Source organism: Rhizocola hellebori, from assembly GCF_016862955.1.
Taxonomy (GTDB): domain Bacteria; phylum Actinomycetota; class Actinomycetes; order Mycobacteriales; family Micromonosporaceae; genus Rhizocola; species Rhizocola hellebori.
Window position 1 is genome coordinate 1 of the sequence record NZ_BONY01000005.1, and the last position, 19,832, is coordinate 19,832.

A 19,832-nucleotide genomic window follows, 5' to 3' on the forward strand; every position below is an offset into this window, starting at 1 on the left:
TCGACGCCTACCGGCTGGGCGGCCAGCGGCTGTGGCGCATCGATCTCGGTCGCAACATTCGAGCCGGGGCGCACTACACGCAGTTCCAGGTCTACGACTACGACGGTGACGGGCGGGCCGAGGTCGCGATGAAGACCGCGGATGCCACCCGCTCCGGTACCAACCAGGTCATCGGCGACGCGAACGCCGACTTCCGCAACTCAAGCGGCTACATCCTTTCCGGCCCCGAATTCCTGACCATGTTCGACGGGCTCACCGGCGCCATCCGCTCGACGGTCAACTACGACCCGCCGCGCGGCACCGTCTCGGCATGGGGTGACAGCTACGGCAACCGGGTGGACCGGTTCCTGGCCGGAACGGCCTATCTGGACGGGCAACGCCCGAGCCTGATCATGGCACGCGGCTATTACACCCGTGCCGTGATCGCGGCGTGGGACTTCCGCAACGGTTCGCTGACCCGCCGCTGGACCTACGATTCGGGCAGCAGCGGCGGCGCTTTCGGCCAGGGCAACCACCAGCTGTCCGTCGGCGACGTCGACGCCGATGGCCGCGACGAGATCATCTACGGCTCGGCGGCCATCAACGACAACGGCACCTTCATGTACTCCACCGGCCAGGGTCACGGCGATGCTCTGCACGTCGGCGACCTGATCCCCAGCCGTGCCGGTCTGGAGTTCTTCAAACCGACCGAGGACGGCGCCCACGCGGCGCACTATGTCGCCGACGCCCGGACAGGCGCGCTGATCCAGACCGCGCCCAGCTGCGCCTGCGACAACGGCCGCGGCGTCGCCGGGGACATCTACGCCGGCAACGCGGGTGCTGAATTCTGGTCGTCGTCGGTGGACGGTCTGCGCAGCGCCACCAACAACGCCAACCTCGGCCGCAAACCCAGCTCCACCAACTTCCTGATCTGGTGGGACGCCGACCCGGTGCGGGAGCTGCTGGATCAGACCCGCATCGACAAGTACGGCACCGGCGGCGACACCCGCCTGCTCACCGCGAGCGGGGTGGCCTCCAACAACGGCACCAAAGCCACCCCGGCCCTGTCCGGTGACATCCTCGGTGACTGGCGCGAAGAGGTCATCTGGCGCACCAGCGACAGCACCGCGCTACGCATCTACACCACCACAACCCCAACCACCACAAGGATTTTCACCCTCGCGCACGACCCGATGTACCGGGTCGCGCTCGCCTGGCAGAACACCGCCTACAACCAGCCGCCACACCCGAGTTTCTTCCTCGGCAACGGCATGAGCACCCCACCACAACCAAATATCTACGTTCGCTGATGCAATGACAGGACGGCCTGAGGGGATCTCTCCCTTCAGGCCGTCGTGTGAGAGATGTAACAGCTGGATTGACGGCGGCCGAGTTCAGGCAGAACGTAAGCGGCATGGGCGGTTTCACCGAGTGGGATGACGACGAGGAGATCCCGGCTGCGCTGGCCTGGGTGCGTAACTCGGTGGCCCGCGAGCTGGACGCGCAGCTTGGTCTGCGCGGAGAAGTGATCGTCCTGGCCGATGTGTGCGAGATCGCCTACGCGGTGGCCGTACGGCTCGGGTTGGAGTTCGGCATCGAGCGCCGCCCCTGGCCCGACTCCGATCCGCGCGAGGAGTCTTCTCTCGACCTGGACAGCGCGGTCTTCTACGGATCGATGATGCGCAGCGGATAGGCGGCGGCGCTACACTCCGGTCCATGAAGCGGGGTGTGCTGCTGCTGGCGATTTTGCTCGCCGTCTTGACGGCCAGCGCGCCGCCGCCACCAACACCGCGCGAGTCGCCGGAGTCGATCGCCGCCCGCGGGGCAGGAAAGCCCGCTCGCGCCGACGGTTTGAACTGTCCCTCCACGTTGGACTGTGTATGGCTTCCCGCCGTTTTCGGGCCGGTGCTCGGCAGGCCGGGCGAATACAAATATGCGCCGGCCAACCGCCCCGCCCAGCCGAGGATCAAATACATCGTCATCCACGGCACCGAAAGTTCCTACGAAAGCACCATCGCCACCGCGCAGAACCCGAGCGAGCCCAACAGCTGGCACTACTCGATCCGGTCGGGCGACGGCAGGGTCGCGCAGCACTTGGGGCTCAAGGACATCGGCTGGCACACCGGCAATCACTTCATCAGCTGGCACTCCATCGGCATCGAACATGAGGGATACGCGGGGGAGCCCGGCTTCTATACCGAGGCGATGTACAGGGCCTCGGCCACGTTGGTGCGCCATCTCGCGAGGCAGTTCGGCATCCCGCTGGATCGCCAGCACATCCTGGGCCACGACAACGTTCCCGGGATGACGCCGCAGTGGGTGCGGCGGATGCACACCGATCCGGGTCCCTTCTGGGATTGGGCACATTACTTCGAGCTGCTTGATGCGCCGCTGCGCGCCGAGGCGGGCAACCTGATCACGATCGCGCCCGACTATGCGACCACTCAGCCCGCCTTCACCGGCTGCACCGCCCCGACCCGGGTGTGCCCCAAACACGGGTCGTCGGCGGTTCTTCTGCGCAGCCTTCCGCAGGCCGATGCGCCGTTGGTCAACGACCTCGTCCTCGACCCCGACGGTGGCGCCAGCACCATGAACATCTCGGATCAGGGCGCCCACGCGACGGCCGGGCAGCGGTATGTCGTTGCTGAGGTCCGTGGCGATTGGACGGCTATCTGGTACCTGGGAAGGAAGGCTTGGTTTGCCAATCCGGCATCGTCGCCGAACGCTTTGCCCGGTTCCGGAAGGGTCGCGCGGCCCAAGACGGGAAGGGCAACGATTCCCGTCTACGGCTGGCCGCTGCCCGACCTCCCGGTGGTTTTGCCTTACTTGCTTCAGGCCGGGCAGGGCTACGCCGTCAGTGCCATCATCGATGGGTTCGAATTCATCATGACGACTGACGCCAGCGGGGCCCGCACCGGCGGGTGGACAGTGCGGGCGGGCGGGGCCTCCTACGCACAGATCCAATTCGGGCATCGGGTGATGTTCGTCAGCCTCGACGACGTCGACGTCACCTAAGCGCCCCACCCGGCGGCTTGGCCGTCGGCCCGTTCGGCGCGGACCTTCTCGAAATAGCCCGACCGGCGATAGGCCGCCATCGGATCCGGGTCAAGACCCATGTCCTCGCGAAGCTCCCGCAGCATCGGCCGCACGTCGGTGTGGAACGCATCCATCAACACCGCATTCGCCTCCAGGACATCGCCGCTGTCCTGCGCCGCGCGCAGGGCAGGCTGGTCGACCAGGAGCGCCTTGGCGGTAGCCTCCTGAACATTCATCACAGACCGGATGACCGCCGGGATCTTCGGCTCGATGTTGTGGCACTGGTCGAGCATGAAAGCTATGCCCGCGTTGGCATTCAGGGCATCGGCCAGCACGATCTCATGCATGATGCGAAACAGCTGGAACGGGTCGGCCGCGCCCACCATGAGGTCGTCGTCGGCATAGAAGCGGGAGTTGAAGTCGAAGCCGCCGAGTTTGCCGGCCTGCAGCAGGACAGCGACGATGAATTCTATGTTGGTACCAGGTGCGTGATGCCCGGTGTCGATGACCACCTGTGCCCGGTCGCCCAGCCGGGCGCAGTGAAGGTAGGCAGTGCCCCAGTCGGGCACGTCAGTCATGTAGAAGGCGGGCTCGAAAAGCTTGTACTCCAACAGCATCCGCTGATGGGCGCCGAGCCGGTCGTAGGTTTCGCGCAGCGCCTGCGCCAGCCGATCCTGGCGCACCCGCACGTCGTCCTGGCCGGGATAGTTGGTGCCGTCGGAGAACCACAGCTTGAGATCGCGCGACCCGGTCTGATCCAGGATATCGACACATTCCAGCAGGTGCCCGATGGCTTTGCGGCGGATCGCCGGATCGGGGTTGGTGACGCTGCCGAGCTTGTAGTCGTTGTCCTGGAACACGTTGGTGTTGATGGTGCCCAGCGCGATGCCCAGCTCGGCGGCGGCGTCGGACAGCTTGGCATAGTCGGCGACCCTGTCCCACGGGATGTGCAGCGCGACCGTGGGCGCGACACCGGTGAACCGGTGCACGGTGGCCGCGTCGGCGATCTTTTCGTAGGGATCGCGCGGCACGCCCTCCTGCGGGAACACTTTGAACCGTGTTCCCGAGTTGCCGTAGGCCCAGGAGGCCGTCTCGATGCGCTGCGCGCGCAGCGCCTGCTTGGCAAGGTGAGTCATGTCGCCCCTCCCAGCTGATCGTCCAGGTTGAACACCTCATCCAGGACTTGGAAACCACGGTCGGGCCGCCCTCCCGGCAGGTCGGCGAAGAACGGCGCCATTTCGGCCTGCCAGCGGCGGTTCACGTCGGTGTGTTCCATGGCTTCCAGGCACGCCTGCAGGTCCTCGGTCAGGAAGTAGCCGACGAGCAGGCCATCATCGCGCAGAAAAAGCGAATAGTCGTGCCATCCGGCGTCACGAAGGGCGGCGAGCATCTCCGGCCACACGGCCGCATGCCGTTTCCGGTATTCATCCAGGCGCTCCGGGCGCACTTGAAGGGTGAAGCAGACGCGGCGCACAGTGTTCCTCCTCAGCCAAGCCTGATCATGTTCCAGGACATCGGTGGCAGCTCGGTGGCGTGGTGGGGACGGGGGGTGACCCTGTCCGGGTGCTCGGCGGTGTTGGTGGCGTGCCTGTCCGGGTCGGCGAGCACCAGATGTTCCAGCACCTTCAGCGCTGGAATGTCGATGCTCAGCCGCAGCGGCCGGGTCAGGTCGCGGTTCACCGCGAAGACCGTGACTGTGCCGTCCTCCGCCTGGACGGCGGTCGCATGCAGCAGCGGCACGTCGCCGTACTTGGCGGTCTCGTAAGCCGGTGAGTCGATGGCGGTTTGCAGCACCTTTCCCCGGCCGTAACGGGCGGCCTGGGCGAACGGATAGAAGGTGGTCTGCCGCCACGCTGCGCCGCCCGGCTCGGTCATGATGGGGCCGATGACGTTGACGAGCTGGGCCAGGCAGGCCGCGGTGACCCGGTCGCAGCGGCGCAGCAGGCTGATCAGGAGGCTGCCCACCACCACCGCATCGGTCACCGTGTAGACGTCTTCGAGCAGCCGCGGCGCGACCGTCCACTGCGGAGGGTCGATGTCCTTGGGGCGGTTCATGTACCACACGTTCCACTCGTCGAAGGAGATCTCGATCCGCTTCGGGGAGCGCAGGGTGGCCCCGACGTGGTCGCAGGTCGCCACCACGGCGTCGATGAAATGCTCCATGTCGGTGGCGCTGGCGAGGAAACTGCCGACGTCGCCGTCGCGCTCCTCGTAATAGGCGTGGCAGGAGATGTAGTCCACGGCGTCGTAGGCGTGTTCCAGGACTTCGCGTTCCCAGCTGCCGAAGGTGGGCATGGACGAACCGGAGCTGCCGCACACGATCAGCCGGAGATCCTCGTCGATCATGCGCATGGCCCGCGCGGTCTGCGTGGCCAGGCGCCCGTATTCGGGGGCGGGCTTGTGCCCGATCTGCCAGAAGCCGTCCATCTCGTTGCCAAGGCACCACAGCCGCACGCCGTAGGGGTCGGCCGCGCCGTGGGCCCGGCGCAGGTCGGAAAGAGCGGTGCCTTCCGGAAAGTTGCAATATTCCAAGAGGTCACATGCTTCCTGAAGGCCCCGGGTGCCGAGGTTGACGGCGAGCATCGGCTCGGCCTGCACCTCGCGCACGAACCGCATGAACTCGGCCAGCCCGAACTCGTTGGTCTCCACCGATTTCCAGGCCGGCTCGAGCCGCCGGGGCCGCTGCGCCACCGGGCCGACGCCGTCCTCCCACCTGTACCCGGAGACGAAGTTGCCGCCGGGGTAGCGCACCATGGTCACCCCTAGCTCGCGTACCAGGGCGAGGACGTCGGTGCGCAGGCCGTGCTCGTCGGCTGCGGGATGGCCGGGCTCGTAAAGGCCGGTGTAGACGCAGCGCCCCAGGTGCTCGACGAAGGAGCCGAACAGCCGTGGGTTCACCTCACCAACCACAAAGGACGTTTCAAACGTCATGGACGCGTGTAGCTCAGACATGCCCGTTCCTCTCAGCGGCCGCTTTCGCGGTGGCGGGATGTCTGAACTCTATTGCCACGGCGGCGACAGCATTGGCAGGCGACCGGCGACCGGCGGAGCGGGGCCTGGACTCGATTGCCACGGCGGCGACAGCGAGCGGGCCGGCGACAAGAAGGGCGGTGATGGGCACCAGGGCGACGATCCCGACGGCGCAGGCGGCGGCGAGCAGCAGCAGTGCGGAGCCACCCAGGTCGTGGCCGGCCCCGCGGGCCGCGGCCGCCAATTCTGTGCGCCAGCGCCGGTCTGGCTGCCACCCCCCGGCTAGCCGCAGCGCGATCACGGCCGCGGTGGCGGCGGCAAGGGAGAGCAGCGCTGCCAACGGTTTTGCGCCGGGGACGCCGGCGCTGATCGCGACGATGTCCACTGCCGTGACGGCGAGGGCGCAGGATGGTCCCCACCAAAGGAAAGGAGCGGAGCCCGCGACGGCCCGAAAGCGGCTCAGGTAGGTGCGCGGCCCCACCGCAGACCCGTCGCGCAGCATCGTGCAGGCGGTGACGAAGGCGGGGTAGGCGGTGACGATCGGGATCGCGGCCAGCGCGGTGAACAGGCCGAGCAGCAGGCAGTCGGCGAAAAGCGCGAAGCGTCCGCCGGTCATCCGTTCATCCCTGTTGTTGCCACTCCCTCAACCAGGAACCGCTGGAAAGCAAAGAAGAACAGCCCGATCGGCAACAGCGTGAGCACCGACATCGCCATCATCGCGCCGTAGGAGGTCTGGCTGGTCTGATCGATGAAAAGGCGAAGGGCCAGCGGCAGGGTGTAGTTGTCGGGGGTGTTGAGGTAGATCAGCTGGCTGAGGAAGTCGTTCCAGCTCCAGATGAACGTGAAGATGGCGGTGGTGACCAGGGCCGGTTTCGTCAGCGGCAGCACGATGTGACGAAACGTCTGGACCGGGCCGCAGCCGTCGATGCGTGCGGCGTCACCCAGCTCGCGCGGCAGAGCGCGCATGAACTGGACGATCAGGAAGACGAAGAAGGCGTCGGTGGCGAGCAGCTTGGGCAGCACCAGCGGCCAGAACGTGTCGACCAGGCCGAGGCGCTGGAAAATGGTGTACTGCGGGATGAGCAGGACGTGGATCGGCAGCATGATGGTGCCGATCATGAATGCGAACAGCACCCCGCGCAGGCGGAATCGCAGCCACGCGAAGGCATAGGCGGCCAGCGCGCACGAGGCCACGTTGCCCAGCACCGAACCGAGCGAGACGATCAGCGAGTTGGTCAGGAAGCGCCAGACGCTGATGCCGGCCGCGCCCTCGAAGACCTCGCTGTAGTTGCTGCCGATCACCTTCTGCGGCAGGAGGCTGAGGCTGGACAGGATTTCGTTGGCGGGCTTGAACGAGGAGGACACCAGCCACACGATCGGGTAGAGCAGGGCGGCCAACATGGCTAGGCACACCGCGTGCCAGGCGAAGCGGCGCCAGCCGCGGGACGCGGTCATCGCCCGTCCTCCCCGGCGTAGAACACCCACATGCGCGCGGTGCGGAACAGCAGGGCGGTGATGGCCGCGATGGCGATCACCAGCAGCCAGGCCATCGCCGATGCGTAACCCATGCGGTATTCGGTGAAGCCTTTCTGGTACAGGTAAAGGGTGTAGAAGAGGGTGGAGTCGGTGGGCCCGCCCCGGCCGCCGCTGACCACGAACGCGCCGGTGAACGCCTGGAAGGCGTGGATGGTCTCCAGCACCAGATTGAAGAAGATGACCGGCGAGAGCATGGGCAGGGTCACCGAGCGGAAGGTGCGCCACCAGCCCGCGCCGTCGACGGCCGCCGCGTCGTAGAGCTCGGCCGGGATCTGTTTGAGCCCGGCCAGAAAGATCACCATCGGAGCGCCGAACTGCCACACCGCGAGCGCCACGATGACCAGCAGCGCATAGCGCGGCGAGGCGACCCACCCTCCGGTGTGGATGCCCAAAGTGGACAGTGACTGGTCGACGATCCCGTTGGTGTCGAAGATGACCCGCCACACCAGCGCCACCGCGACGCTGGCGCCGAGCAGTGAGGGGGCATAGAAGGCCGATCGGTAGAAGCCCTGGGCGCGGCTGGCCCGGTTGAGCAGCATCGCGACCGCAAGCGCGGCAACGAGTTTGAGCGGCGTCGACAGCGCCACGTATTTGACGGTCACCCACACCGCGGTGAGGAAGCGGGGATCGTCGAGCAGCAACCGCCGATAGTTGGCCAGGCCGATCCACCGCGGGGTGGTGAACAGGTCGTAGTTGGTGAAGGACAGGTAGAGCGAGGCGAGCATCGGGCCCACGGTGAGCAGAAGGGCTCCGGCCATCCAGGGCGACAGGAAGAGGTAGGCGATGCCGGGGCGATCGCCGTACCTCGTCCTGGTGCGTTGTCTCAGTGCTGTCATCTGCTCAGCTGGAAATCGCTTGCTGCGCTTCGCCGATGAACTTCGCCGCGGCCTGGGGAATGGTCAGCCGGGCGAAGATGACGTCGTCGTAGATGCGCTGGAAGGTGGACTTGACCGTGCCCGCGCCCTTGGGCGGCGGGGGTGGCGCCTGCTCCAGCTTGGGCTGGATCGTCTGCTCGTATTGGAAGGCGACCTGTGGTGGGCCGGTCAGCGTCGACCCGACCTGCTCGCGCACCTTGGCGTTGGCGGGAAGCCCCCGCGACATGCCCAGGATCTTGCCCGCTTCCGGATCATTGATCAGGAAGTTGATGAGCTTGGCGGCCGCCTCTTTCTTGGTCGAGCTTTGGGCGATGCTGAACATCATTGCCGGCTTGACATATTGACCGAGCTTGCCGCTGTCGCTGGGGAAGCCGGACAGCTTGAACTCGCGGCCCAGAATCTCCCAGCTTTTCGCGGTGAACCCGCTGTCGTAGCCGAAGCCGCTGGAGGCGAGCTTCTGCGCCACCGGGTCGTTGGCCTGGGAACCGTCCATTTTGGTGGTCAGCTCGGCCGGGGTGGACGCGCCACTGCGCCGCCAGCCGTCGGTCATCTGCCACCACTTTTCGACGTCGGCCGCCGTGTAGCCCAGTTTGCCCTCCGGCGTGTAGATGGCTTTGCCCTGCTGGCGAAGCCACACCTCGAACCAGTCCTCGATGCCGCCGAAATCGCCCACCCCGCGCACCTTGCCGCCGGTGGAATCGCTGATTTTCTGCGTTGCGGCCTGCATGTTGGCCCATGTCCAGCCCTCGCTTGGAGCGGTGGCGCCCGAGCTTTGCCACTGCGCGAAGTCGTAGCTGAAGACCTGGGTGTTCTGGGTGGGTGGGATGCCGAAGAGCTTGCCGTTGACCGTGCCGCCGGACAGCAGCTGCGGGGTGATGTTGGAGGTGTCCACTTTGGCCGGCCCGTTGTCGAGCGGGGCCAGCTGATTGCGGTCGGCGTATTCACGGACGTAGCGGTAGTCCATCTGGAAGACATCCGGCGCACCGCCGCCCGCTACCTGGGTGACGAGCTTCTGGAAGTAGGCGTTGAACTCCGCGTAGGACGTGTCGACCTTGATCGTGGGGTTCTTCTGCTCGAACAGGGAAACCGCTTTCTCGGTAACCTCAGCTCGGTCGGGGTTGCCCCACCAGTCGAAGCGGATCGTGACATTGCCGCCCGGCTCGGCGGCGTCTGATTTGCAGGCAGCGGTCGCACCGAGCATGCAGCCCAGTGCCACCAGAGCGAGAACCCGAGCCGATACGCCCGGGCGACGATTTCGGCGCATCCCATCTCCTCTGAAACGATTCGAATGAGCCCGTTTGACAGCCGAACGTATGCCCGCCTGCCTTCGCTGTCAAGACCATCGTTCTGTATCAACGAAATCCAGCCATTGCTTGGTACCGGTCGCGGTCGCCATGCCGCGATGAAGATAACGGTATCGATGCCAGGCGTGATCGTGTTTACCTGCGCAAATGTCAATTGAAACGTTCTTTACCGAGACGACCTAGGCTGCTGGATCGCAGAATTCGGCCCTGTGGGAGCGCTACCGCTTCTTGACTCGTTTCAACTGTCGAATATCGTGAACTTGCCGGGGAGCCCACCGGGGGTGACCGGCACGTTCGTCAATCCGAGGAGCCATGGCAACCAACAGCATCAAAGAGGTTGCCCGCCGGGCCGGGGTGTCGATCGGAACCGTCAGCAACGTGCTCAACCGGCCCGATCTCGTGGCCCCCGCCACCAGGCAGCGGGTGCTGGAAGCGATCAGCACGCTGGGATACGTGCGCAACGACTCCGCCCGCCAGCTGCGGGCCGGGCACAGCCGCACCGTGGCCGTGGTCGTCCTGGACGTGTCCAATCCGTTCTTCACGGATGTGGTACGCGGTGCGGAGGCAGCCCTCGACGACTCCGGCTCGATGGTGATCGTCTGCAACAGCGACGAGGACCCGGCCCGGGAACGCCGCCACCTTGACCACCTTGAGGAGCAGCGGGTCCGCGGCGTGCTGATCACACCGGTCGACGACGGCTCCAACGCCCGGCTCGATCTGCTGATCCGCCACGGCATCCCGGTGATCCTGGTCGACCGGGGCGCCCGCACCCGCAACCGGTGCTCGGTGGCGGTCGATGACGTGCTCGGTGGCCGGCTCGCTGCGACCCATCTGCTGGAACGCGGCCACCGGCGCATCGCCTATGTGGGTGGCCCGATGGGCATCGCCCAGGTCGCCGACAGGCACGCCGGCGCGGCGGCGATCGTGGCCGAGACACCCCAGGCGAAGCTGCAACTGTTCGAGATGCCCGCGCTGACCACGGCTTACGGGCGTAAGGCGGGCGAGCAGGTCGCCGACGCCGCCCCGTCGCGCCGGCCCACCGCCGTGTTCTGCGCCAACGACCTGCTCGCCCTCGGTGTGCTGCAGGAGATGACCCGCCGCGGGCTGAAGGTTCCCGGCGACATCGCCATCGTCGGCTACGACGACATTGAATACGCGGGCGCGGCTGCGGTGCCGCTGTCGTCGGTGGCCCAGCCGCGCGAGTTGCTGGGCCGGACAGCGGCCGAGCTGCTCGTCGGCGAGATCAGCGACGGCGAGCTGCATCGCCATCGGCAGGTGCTTTTCGAGCCCGAGCTGGTGGTGCGGGAGTCCAGCGACAGCACGCTGTCACCAAGCCGACATCGCTGATGCGCCAATAGTTGTTGGCGCTGGCCGGGTTCGCCGCTCATGCCGGTATGAGACTCATCGCCATTCTTGTCACCGCGGTCATGGTGGCCGCGGCACCCGTTGCGGCGCAGGCCGCCGACCCCGTGGTCGCCGGTTTCGCCTGGGGCAACCAGCCGGCCAATCCGGCCTACTTCCCGGCCACCGGGTACGAGTTCAACTCGGCGGGCCTGCCCATCCAGATCCTGCGCCCGGCCGTCGGCACCTATCAGGTGAAGTTCTTCGGCCTGGCTGCCCCGGGCGGGGTGGCCCATGTCAGCGCCTACCTGAGCAACAGCCTGTGCACGGTCGCGTCGTGGGCTCCGATGGGCGGTGATCAGGTCGTCAACGTGCGCTGTTACAACAACGCCGGCGCCCTGATCGACAGCCGCTTCGTCGTGAACTTCACCAACCGCAAGCCGGCCGGGGTCAATTTCGGGTACCTGTGGAACGACAACCCTGTCCCCGGCGTGGCCGGGCACACGCCGTCTCCGGCCTATTCCTACGACTCGGCCGGACTGCCGATCACCGTTTTCCGCAGCGCTGTCGGCAGCTATCAGGTCGACCTCGGCGCTTTCAAAACCGACCCGGGGTGGGCGGCCGGCTACCTGCGGATCACGCCATATGCTTCTGCGGCAAGGCATTGCCAGGCACTCGATCCCGCGCTGGTGGCCGATCCGTCGCTGATCGAGGTGCGCTGCTACGACGACACCGGCTTTGGCGTGGACACCCGCTTCACCCTCACCTACGCCCGCAAGACGCCGATGCTCGGTGGTTCTGGGGCGCGTACCACCGCCACCGTCGACCTTTCCGGAGCGTTGCCGGTGATGCGCGGCTGGACCAACAGCTACGGCGGCGCACCCACCGCCACCGAGATCGTCCCCGGGACCTATGAGGTCGTCTTCCCCAACGCGGGGCACGCCAAGGGACATGCGATGGCGAGCATCATGGGCACCCCGCCGATGTACTGCACCATCCAGTCCTGGTGGCAGAACATGGGTGACGAGCACCTGCTGGTCAGCTGCTACGACGGCAACGTCGGGGTGCCCAACCCAGCGGTGCTGCTCAATGTTTCCTACATCGCGTGACAATGCCTACTAGACCCATAGGCATTATGGGTATAACGTAAAAGCCATGTCGCCCCTCGACGAAACCACCTTTGACGGGATTCGGCTGGGCCAATGGCTGGCCGGTCAGGCAGACGACCGCGGCCTGTCCAGGAGGCGTCTGCTGCAACTGGGTGCTGTGGCCACTGCGGCACTCAGCGGCGCGGCTGCCCTGCCAGCAGCCGCGCCCGCGGCGGCAGGGCCGATCGTCAAACCCCTGCCGCCCGAGCTGTTCTACCTGCACGGCACCAATGCCGAGATGCGCTGGGAAGCCATGGCCGGTCAGGGATACCACACCCCGATCGACCGGTTCTTCGTGCGCAACCACACCGCCACCCCAGCCATCGACGCCGACACCTGGCGGCTGGAGCTCTTCGGCACCGGCCTGCGCGGCAACCCGGTGTCCTTCAGCTATCGGCAGTTGCGCCGGCTGCCCAGCACCACCTATGACGCCACCATCGAATGCGCGGGCAACGGACGCGGTTTTTACACCACGCAGCAAGGCCAGACGGTCAGCGGCACCCCGTGGAAGCTCGGCGCGGTGGGGGTGGCGCGCTGGCGCGGGGTGCGGCTGTCCACTGTGCTGCGTCGTGCCGGCCTGCGCCACGATGCGGTTGATGTGATGCCCGAGGGGCTTGACGCGGAATGGGGCACGGGCGGGGTCAACCTGGGCCATGTGCGCCGGTCCCTTCCGGTGGCCAAGGCGTTGCACGATGTTCTGCTGGCCTACGAGATGAACGGCCAGCCGCTGCCGCCCGACCACGGCTTCCCGGTGCGGGTGATCGTGCCCGGCTGGATCGGCATCTCGGCCATCAAATGGCTGGGCCGCATCGAGGTTTCTTCGACACCGCTCTTCTCACCGTGGAACACCCAGTTCTACCGCCTTTTCGGGCCGGGTTACCCGGCCGAGGGCGAGCCGATCAACCGCCAGGTCATCAAGAGCGCCTTCGAAATTCCCTGGGCCGCCGCTCTGGCCGTCGGCGACCATGTGCTGACCGGGCGGTCCTGGTCGGCCAACGGCCCGATCCGCGACGTCGAGATCAGCACCGACGGCGGTGCGACCTGGCGCCGAGCCAACCGAATCGGTCCGAGCCACGCCGGTGGCTGGCAGCGCTGGAGCTTGCCCTGGAAAGCCGTCACACCAGGCGAATACACGTTGCGCGCCCGCGCCACCGACGTGCGCGGCGTGACCCAACCCGAACAGAGCCCCCACAACACCCTCGGCTACCTCTTCGACGCCGTCGTCGCCCACCCGGTCACCGTGCTGGCACCCGCCTGACCGACCGGATGCGCCCGCCTCGGCGCGTAGTTACCGTGGGGCCTATGAGCTCTCTGAGCATCGAGCAGGCGCTCGACCTGCTCGCCGAGACCCCGAAGCGGCTCGCCGCGCTGACCGCTGGGCTGACCCCGGCCCAGCTGTGCGCCAGCCCGGAAAGCGACGAGTGGTCGGCCGGTGAGGTGCTTGCCCACCTGCGTTCGTGTGCCGACGTTTGGGGCGGCGCCATCGCGCTGATCCTCGCCCAGGACGAGCCCACCATCCGGGCCATCAGCCCGCGCACGTATATCCGCAAGACGGACTTTCCCCAGCTGCAGTTCGCGCCTTCGCTGAAGGCCTTCACCAAGCAGCGGGCCGAGCTGCTGGCCACGCTGCAACCGTTGCCGCCCAACGCTTGGGCCCGCGCGGCGAAGGTGACCGGCGCGGGCAAGCTGTCGCACCTCACCGTGCTTTCCTACGCCGAACGCCTGGCCCTCCACGAACGAGCCCACATCGGCCAGGTCACCCGGATCGCCGCCACCTTCACGAAAACCCAGGCTTAGCACGGCGGTGCGGCTCAGGCTGCTTCGCCGGTGAGCCAGCGGTCGAGCTCGGAGGGTCACGGCGCATCGTTGATCTGCCGCGCCAACATGCCCGCGATCGGGGAGTGCCCTCAGCCGAGCGGCGAATTCATCGGGCATTCCGCCAGATCCGGTCGATACATCTGCCGTCATGCCAGACCGCGAAGCAAGGCCGAGAGACCGGATCTCCGACCCCGACGAAGGATGGCCGCACGGTCCTGCCAACCAAACCCAGGGGTTAAGGCGGTTCAGGGCCGATGTGGTAGATCCGGCCGAGTGGGCTGATCCACACGAAGCGGCCGGGTGATGGCTGGCGTAGCCGCCAGCCGCCCTCATCTTTCATCGGGTGGTGCCGCCCGCACAGCGCGGCGAGGTCGTCGTGGGTGGTCAGGCCGCCGTCGGCGTATCTGATGGTGTGGTCGAGGTCGCATCGTTTGGCGGGGACCCGGCACCCCGGGGCCCCGGCAAGTCTTGTCGCGCGCCCGAATCCACCGGGCCATCGCCGCGTTGGCAAACCGCGCCTGCGGGTCCTGGGCCGGAGGACAGGGCCGTGCTCGGGTGAGGCCCTGCCAGAGCAGCTCGCCGGTGTCGGGGTCGATGATCTGGGCCCGCCATTGGTAACCGGGGTTGTCGTGCACCCACTGCCGGGCGATGTCGGCACCCACCGGGCCGAAACCGGCCAGCAGCGCCGGGTTCTCATCCAGCCCGGCCAGCGTCTCCAACCCCACCGTCAAGTCGATCACGCCCCGGCCGGCCGGGGCGTCGACGCCTTCGAGCAGATCGAGCAGCACATCGGCGCGGAGCTGGTCCATGGTCTCCGGCGCCCCGCTGGCCTTGCGCGCCTTAGCAATTCGGGCGATCCGCGCGAAGGCGGCCGCCGCGCGGGCGGGGCACAATCCGAGTGCGCTGAGCGAGGCGGTGCCGTCAGCGGCGGGCTGCAGGACCACCCGCCGCTCGGTGCGCGCCCGCTCCCGCCGTTTGCGGGCGTGTTCGGGGTCGGCGGCCAGCGCCCGCCGGTGCAGCCGGTCGCGCAGCTGGGTGGTGGTCTTCTCAGGCGCGACCGGCAGGACCTGCGCCGCGACCTGTTGCGCCACCACGGGATCGAGGTTTTCCAGGACGTCGGCGAACACCCGAGCCTTGGGAACGTCTATATACCCGTCGGCCAAGGCGGCGAACACCTCCGGCAATCCGTCGACCAGCTGCCGGGCCAGGCCTTCCTGCGCCGCAGCCGCCCGCTTGGTCCAGGACAGGGCGAACGCTACCTCGTCCACGCCATACCGAGGATCCGGTGCGGCGTTGACCACCTTCAGCACCAACCCCAACACACGGGCCTGCGCCACAGCCGCCGCCCGATTGGCAGCCACCAGCCGATCGACCAAGCTCTCGACCGCCCCCGCGCCCATAGGCCCAACATAGACACGGGGTCCGACACTTCGTCGGCCGCAGAGTTGGACAATAGTACGAAGCGTGCGTGCTTTCGCTACTTTTCCTATCGTCGCCGTCGCGGCCACTTTCGTCATCGACGTCGCGAGCGGGAGATTAGCTACCTTTGCTGATCGTCTACCCACGCTCGTCATCGGCACATGCCTTGCCAGCTCAGCGCCTGGCATGCTGTATACCATCGTCTCTCTGCACAGACTTCGGCGCGAACTAGGCTACCGCGGCGAGATTTGGGTATCTGAGGACCTTCGCCAACTCTTGCGAGACGTGATATCGGTAGGACGCAAGACCGGTAGATCCTGATCATTCGGGTTCGAAGAGAGTTTCTTGCAGACGCCCCAAGTATTGGCCCAGGCCCCGGAGGTGAGCCCGGGTGGGGCCTGGGTAGGTGTTTGACCGCTGGGGGGCGGTTTAGCAGGGGGTGAAGAAGATGTTGCGGTAGCCGGAGGTGGCGCCCCAGCTTCCGCTGGGCTGGCCGCATCCGGCCCACTGCTGGCCGATCAGGGTGGTCTTGCTCGGGTTGCTGTAGTAGGCGATGACGAGCAGCGAGTCGCCGGGCGGGATGGCTTGGGCGGGCGCGGCGCCGGTAACGGCGATGCCCAAAGCCAAGGCGGTGGCGAGGATGGCGCGTCGGAACATGGTGACCTCCTAGTGGGATAGGCGAAGGTGGATGACACCGTCGACAATGCGGTGGCTGGCTTTGCCCGGCGGAGAAGGCCGGCCGGGTGGGCGGTTGACCGGTAGGGCGCGGTAGTCGTGCACCGTCCATCCAGCGCCCTCGAAGACCCGCAGCGAGTCTAAACCGGACAGTGTGAGCGGTGAATTTGCCTGTGCAGCAAGGGTTTTCATCGCCGCAGCGGAGTCGGTGGAGACGATGTCGGCCAGCCAGTCGACCGGGCCGGGCAGGGCGGCCAGGGCGGTGGCGAGAGCGGCGATCTCGTCATGGGTCAGGTAGACGAGCAGGCCCTCGGTGAGGACTATCGCGGGTGCGGGAAGTGGCGGCAGACTCCTTGCGTCGCCTGGTATCCGGCGAAGAGGGCAGCTGGCCTGGTACCCAGAAAGGATGCTGTCCTTGAATTGTAAAACCGGCAACGCATCGATCTCGATGGTCTCGCGGCACGCCGAAAGATCAAGGCGATAGGGGCGAGCGCACAGACCCGCCCCCACGTTGACAACGGCGCTGCCCGGCGCGACCCGCAAAAGATCCAAGAGCATGACATCCAGCAGACGGGTACGGGCCAAAACCTCGCCACGCCCACTGGCCGCCAAAGCCCGCGAGGAGTCGTCCATCGCCTCAAGAAACAGGCCCGCAAAGGGATCGGCCTCGGCGCGGCCGGCGGCGGCCAGGTAGGCCGTCGCCTGAACCGCGTCAAGAATGTCCACGAAGTCCTACTCCCAGCGGAACAGCCAAGCGGCGATCGCGGCGCTGACAGCGACCGTGCCGCCGAGCACATAGAGGGCCACCGTGATCGACTCACCGCCGCCGACCCACGCCCATTGCAGCGCCTCGACCGCGTAGGACAGGGGCAGCGCGTCGCTGATGGCGCGCATGGCATCGGGCATCAGCGCCAGCGGCACCGTGGCGCCGGTCAGGAAGATCATCGGGAAGTAGACGAGGTTGGCGATGACCAGCGCGGTCTGCTCGGTGGACGCGAGCGAAGCGATCACCATGCCCAGGCCGAACATGGCGGCCGCGGACAGCAAAGCGATGCCGGCGAAGGCCAACGGATGCGCGGGGGCGTGCAGGTCGAAGGCGACCACCCCGACGCCCACCAGCAAGCCGACCCCGAGCACGCTGATGACGGCGTTGACAATCACCTGTGCGGCAAGGAAAAGGCCGGGCCGGGCCGGGGTGGCCTTGAGGCGGCGCAGGAATCCGCGCGACCTGTACTCCACCATGCCCAGCGGAAAGCTCATCAACCCGGCGACGGCGACCACCAGGCCGACGTAAGCGGGCACGGACATGTCGACGGTGCCGCGTCCGTCCCAGAAGTCCGACGGCTCGTTGCCATAGATGCCACCGAAAATCGCGAGGACCATCACCGGGAAGGCCAGCCCGAAAAACAGCGACGGGAAGTTGCGAAGCATCCGCTTGGTCTCGAAAGCGACCACATCAAAGAACATGGGCTTGCTCCCCGGTCAGGTTCAGGTAGGCGTCCTCGAGCGAGGGGTTGAGCGGCCGGACCGCGGCGCTTTCGTGCCGGGCGAGGATCTCGTCGACTTTCGCCCGCAACGCCGGGTCGTCGAGCTGGACGAGCAGGCGCTTGCCGGTGGTGGTGAGCTGAACCCCCGATATCGCCTCCAGCGCGGGCCGCACCGAGCCGTGGTCCCCGGAGATCTCCAGCGACTCCCGTGAGTGCGACGCCACCAGCTGGGCGGGCGTGCCGCGGGCCATGATCTGTCCTTTGACCAGCACCGCGACGTGATCGCAGAGGAATTCGATCTCGTCCATGTGATGCGAGGTGAGCAGGATCGTCAGCCCCGCCTCGTTGCGCTGGCGCAGTTCTTCCCAGATGACCCGCCGGGCCGCCGGATCCAGGCCGGTGGTGAGCTCGTCGAGGAAGACCACCTTGGGCTCGCCCAGCAGCGCGAGCGCGAGCGAAAGCCGTTGCTGCTGGCCACCGGAGAGCTTGACGACCAGCTGGCGGCGGTGCTCGCTGAGCCCGAAGCGCTCAAGCAGCTCGGCGTAGCCGGCCCCCTTCGGATAGAAGCCGGCGAAAAGTTTGCAGATGTCCTCCACCGTGGTACGCGGCGGGAAAGCGGTGTGCTGCAACTGAACCCCGGCACGCAGCGCCATCGCGGCGCGGTCCGACTGCGGGTGCAGGCCGTCGACGGTGATCTGCCCGGAGTCGGGCCGGCGCAGGCCCTCGATGCATTCCAGCAGGGTGGTCTTGCCGGCCCCGTTGGGCCCGACCACGCCGACCACCTCGCCCTGGGCCACGCTCAGATCGACGTGATCGACCGCGACCAGCTGTCCATATCGGACGGTTACCTGTGCTGCCTGAATCACCCGGCCTCCTTCACCTGGGTGGGTTCGCCGCGACGGCTGTGCGGCGAACTGACATGTTCGTGTAGTAGCCGGCAAACGACGCGTGAATGAGGATCGCCGGTAACACCGAGCCCTCGACGACCGTGAGCAGTCCACAGACGACAGAGAGCACGATGCTCGATATGGCCAACACGGTAGCCTGCATCCGGCTTTCGGTCAGCGCCACCTGGCCCGCGGTGAAGACCGCACCGGTGAAGACCAGCGCCGCCCAGACCGGGAAGCCGGTGGCCAGCAGGCCGAAGAGCATCACCCCGCGGAAGTAGAACTCCTCCAGCGCGCCGCTGATGCCGGGAATCAGTGAGCGCCAAGGGCGCGGCAGAACCACGATTTCCTGTATCCACCGCACATCGGCCACGGTCGTGGGCACATCGGCCCGGCCCGGCAGCGCATGCAGCACGGACATGGCGAAGGCGGTGAGCGCGCTGGCGCCTATCCCGGCCAGCAGGGTCAGCGCGGCGCCCTCGCCCGAGATGCGCCAGGCCAGCAGGTCGACCGGGTTCAGCCGGCCCACCCGGAGCAGGGCGTAGGCGGCGGCCCCACCGAGGACCAGATAGATGACGGTGCCCAGAATCGAGAACACGTAGCGGGCGGGCAGCCCGGTCAGCGAGGAAATGGCCAGACGTACCCGCTGCCGGGTGCGCGGGTCGGCGAAGGGCAGCCGGTAGGCGGCCAGCCAGGCCGCGGTGAGGCCGATCGCCGCCACGGCGAACAGCAACGCCCTCGGGATACCGATCATGGTTTCCGCCTGGGTAGCAGCTGCGCCACCAGATTCTGGATGGCGTGCGCGGCGATGGGTACCAGAACGCTGTAGCCGCTCCAGACGAACAGCAGGCAGAAGCCCACGCCGGTCAGGGTCTTCTGGACCACGGCCAGCCATCCGAAGTAGAGATGGTTGAGGCCGTAGATGACCGAGGTGATGCCCACCGCCACCATCACCGGCACCAGCTCCGACAGCACGGGCAGGAAGATGCCGCGGAACACCATCTCCTCGGCGATCGCGGCGACCAGCACGGCGAGCACGGCGACGGCACCTGTCCCGGCGCGTTCGTGCAGCCGCAGCGGGACGAGCTTGCGCAGGGCGATGAGGCCGATCAGGTACTCAAAAAATGGTGCTATTAAACCGGCTGCGGCCGCATACAGATACCAGCGGGGTTCGATGGCCAGGCGGAACAGGCCCTCGACCGGCGACACCGCGATGGCCAGACCCGCGACCATCAGAACAGCAAGCGCGAAGCCCAGGTCGGGCCGAATGCCCCGGCTGGTGCCGCCGGCCTGTTCCCGAGCGGCCTGGGCGAAGGTGAGCCGGAACGCCTGTGCGGGAAAGGCCGTGCTCACCAGC

21 protein-coding genes are annotated in these 19,832 nt (G+C 67.1%); 7 read left to right on the top strand and 14 right to left on the bottom strand.

Features of this window, described 5'->3' with window-relative positions:
• From Rhe02_RS04895 to Rhe02_RS04905, 3 genes are all read left to right on the top strand, one after another.
• The coding region (locus tag Rhe02_RS04895; RefSeq protein ID WP_203906855.1) for a rhamnogalacturonan lyase at nucleotides 1-1,289 on the top strand (1,289 nt) is incomplete at its 5' end.
• 104 nt (nucleotides 1,290-1,393) lie between these two features.
• Entirely contained in the window at nucleotides 1,394-1,672 is a 279-nt protein-coding gene (locus Rhe02_RS04900) for a hypothetical protein (protein WP_203906856.1), read from the top strand.
• Nucleotides 1,673-1,695: 23 nt separating this feature from the next.
• A complete protein-coding gene (locus Rhe02_RS04905) occupies nucleotides 1,696-2,994 on the top strand; it encodes an N-acetylmuramoyl-L-alanine amidase (protein ID WP_203906857.1) in 1,299 nt (432 codons plus the stop codon).
• On the opposite strand, the gene rhaI is transcribed toward Rhe02_RS04905, so the two are convergent.
• Genes rhaI through Rhe02_RS04940 form a run of 7 tightly spaced genes read right to left on the bottom strand, consistent with a single transcriptional unit; the run spans nucleotide 2,991 to nucleotide 9,660 of the window.
• Nucleotides 2,991-4,151 carry an L-rhamnose isomerase gene (gene rhaI, locus Rhe02_RS04910; protein WP_203906858.1) on the bottom strand — a complete coding sequence of 387 codons (1,161 nt, stop codon included), beginning with the start codon at nucleotides 4,149-4,151 and terminating at the stop codon, nucleotides 2,991-2,993. The genes Rhe02_RS04905 and rhaI overlap by 4 nt on opposite strands.
• On the bottom strand, nucleotides 4,148-4,489 hold the full coding sequence (locus tag Rhe02_RS04915; RefSeq protein WP_203906859.1) for an L-rhamnose mutarotase: 342 nt from the start codon (nucleotides 4,487-4,489) through the stop codon (nucleotides 4,148-4,150). The genes rhaI and Rhe02_RS04915 overlap by 4 nt, the downstream gene beginning before the upstream one ends.
• An 11-nt stretch (nucleotides 4,490-4,500) precedes the next feature.
• Nucleotides 4,501-5,967 (bottom strand): arabinosylfuranosidase ArfA, encoded by a 1,467-nt coding sequence (gene arfA, locus Rhe02_RS04920; RefSeq protein ID WP_203906860.1) that lies wholly within the window; start codon nucleotides 5,965-5,967, stop codon nucleotides 4,501-4,503.
• Entirely contained in the window at nucleotides 5,960-6,601 is a 642-nt protein-coding gene (locus Rhe02_RS04925; protein WP_203906861.1) for a hypothetical protein, read from the bottom strand. Before Rhe02_RS04925 ends, arfA begins: the two co-directional genes overlap by 8 nt.
• Nucleotides 6,598-7,440 carry a carbohydrate ABC transporter permease gene (locus Rhe02_RS04930; RefSeq protein WP_203906862.1) on the bottom strand — a complete coding sequence of 281 codons (843 nt, stop codon included), beginning with the start codon at nucleotides 7,438-7,440 and terminating at the stop codon, nucleotides 6,598-6,600. The genes Rhe02_RS04925 and Rhe02_RS04930 overlap by 4 nt, the downstream gene beginning before the upstream one ends.
• Nucleotides 7,437-8,357, bottom strand: a complete 921-nt coding sequence (locus Rhe02_RS04935; RefSeq protein ID WP_203906863.1) for a carbohydrate ABC transporter permease — start codon at nucleotides 8,355-8,357, stop codon at nucleotides 7,437-7,439. Before Rhe02_RS04935 ends, Rhe02_RS04930 begins: the two co-directional genes overlap by 4 nt.
• Nucleotides 8,358-8,361: 4 nt before the next feature.
• Nucleotides 8,362-9,660 carry an ABC transporter substrate-binding protein gene (locus Rhe02_RS04940; protein WP_203906864.1) on the bottom strand — a complete coding sequence of 433 codons (1,299 nt, stop codon included), beginning with the start codon at nucleotides 9,658-9,660 and terminating at the stop codon, nucleotides 8,362-8,364.
• A 352-nt stretch (nucleotides 9,661-10,012) separates the two neighbouring features.
• Between Rhe02_RS04940 and Rhe02_RS04945 the strand changes: the two genes are divergently transcribed.
• Genes Rhe02_RS04945 through Rhe02_RS04960 form a run of 4 tightly spaced genes read left to right on the top strand, consistent with a single transcriptional unit; the run spans nucleotide 10,013 to nucleotide 13,986 of the window.
• A complete protein-coding gene (locus Rhe02_RS04945) occupies nucleotides 10,013-11,047 on the top strand; it encodes a LacI family DNA-binding transcriptional regulator (RefSeq protein WP_203906865.1) in 1,035 nt (344 codons plus the stop codon).
• 47 nt (nucleotides 11,048-11,094) lie between these two features.
• Nucleotides 11,095-12,150, top strand: coding sequence for a hypothetical protein (locus tag Rhe02_RS04950; protein WP_203906866.1), 1,056 nt, complete (start codon nucleotides 11,095-11,097; stop codon nucleotides 12,148-12,150).
• A gap of 46 nt (nucleotides 12,151-12,196) precedes the next feature.
• Nucleotides 12,197-13,447: a sulfite oxidase gene (locus Rhe02_RS04955; RefSeq protein ID WP_203906867.1), complete on the top strand. Its 1,251-nt coding sequence runs from the start codon at nucleotides 12,197-12,199 to the stop codon at nucleotides 13,445-13,447.
• 44 nt (nucleotides 13,448-13,491) lie between these two features.
• Nucleotides 13,492-13,986 carry a DinB family protein gene (locus Rhe02_RS04960; RefSeq protein WP_203906868.1) on the top strand — a complete coding sequence of 165 codons (495 nt, stop codon included), beginning with the start codon at nucleotides 13,492-13,494 and terminating at the stop codon, nucleotides 13,984-13,986.
• 350 nt (nucleotides 13,987-14,336) lie between these two features.
• Here Rhe02_RS04960 and Rhe02_RS04965 read toward each other — a convergent pair whose 3' ends face one another.
• The 7 genes from Rhe02_RS04965 to Rhe02_RS04995 form a co-directional block, all read right to left on the bottom strand.
• Nucleotides 14,337-15,407 (bottom strand): HNH endonuclease, encoded by a 1,071-nt coding sequence (locus tag Rhe02_RS04965; protein ID WP_203906869.1) that lies wholly within the window; start codon nucleotides 15,405-15,407, stop codon nucleotides 14,337-14,339.
• Between the two features lie 448 nt (nucleotides 15,408-15,855).
• Nucleotides 15,856-16,083, bottom strand: coding sequence for a DUF6289 family protein (locus Rhe02_RS04970; protein WP_203906870.1), 228 nt, complete (start codon nucleotides 16,081-16,083; stop codon nucleotides 15,856-15,858).
• A 9-nt stretch (nucleotides 16,084-16,092) separates the two neighbouring features.
• Nucleotides 16,093-16,827 (bottom strand): class I SAM-dependent methyltransferase, encoded by a 735-nt coding sequence (locus tag Rhe02_RS04975; protein WP_203906871.1) that lies wholly within the window; start codon nucleotides 16,825-16,827, stop codon nucleotides 16,093-16,095.
• A gap of 6 nt (nucleotides 16,828-16,833) precedes the next feature.
• Nucleotides 16,834-17,568 (bottom strand): ABC transporter permease, encoded by a 735-nt coding sequence (locus Rhe02_RS04980; protein ID WP_203906872.1) that lies wholly within the window; start codon nucleotides 17,566-17,568, stop codon nucleotides 16,834-16,836.
• Nucleotides 17,558-18,454: an ABC transporter ATP-binding protein gene (locus tag Rhe02_RS04985; RefSeq protein ID WP_203906873.1), complete on the bottom strand. Its 897-nt coding sequence runs from the start codon at nucleotides 18,452-18,454 to the stop codon at nucleotides 17,558-17,560. The genes Rhe02_RS04980 and Rhe02_RS04985 overlap by 11 nt, the downstream gene beginning before the upstream one ends.
• A 10-nt stretch (nucleotides 18,455-18,464) precedes the next feature.
• On the bottom strand, nucleotides 18,465-19,229 hold the full coding sequence (locus Rhe02_RS04990; protein WP_203906874.1) for a CPBP family intramembrane glutamic endopeptidase: 765 nt from the start codon (nucleotides 19,227-19,229) through the stop codon (nucleotides 18,465-18,467).
• Nucleotides 19,226-19,828 (bottom strand): CPBP family intramembrane glutamic endopeptidase, encoded by a 603-nt coding sequence (locus Rhe02_RS04995; protein ID WP_203906875.1) that lies wholly within the window; start codon nucleotides 19,826-19,828, stop codon nucleotides 19,226-19,228. The genes Rhe02_RS04990 and Rhe02_RS04995 overlap by 4 nt, the downstream gene beginning before the upstream one ends.
• Nucleotides 19,829-19,832: the final 4 nt, after the last annotated feature.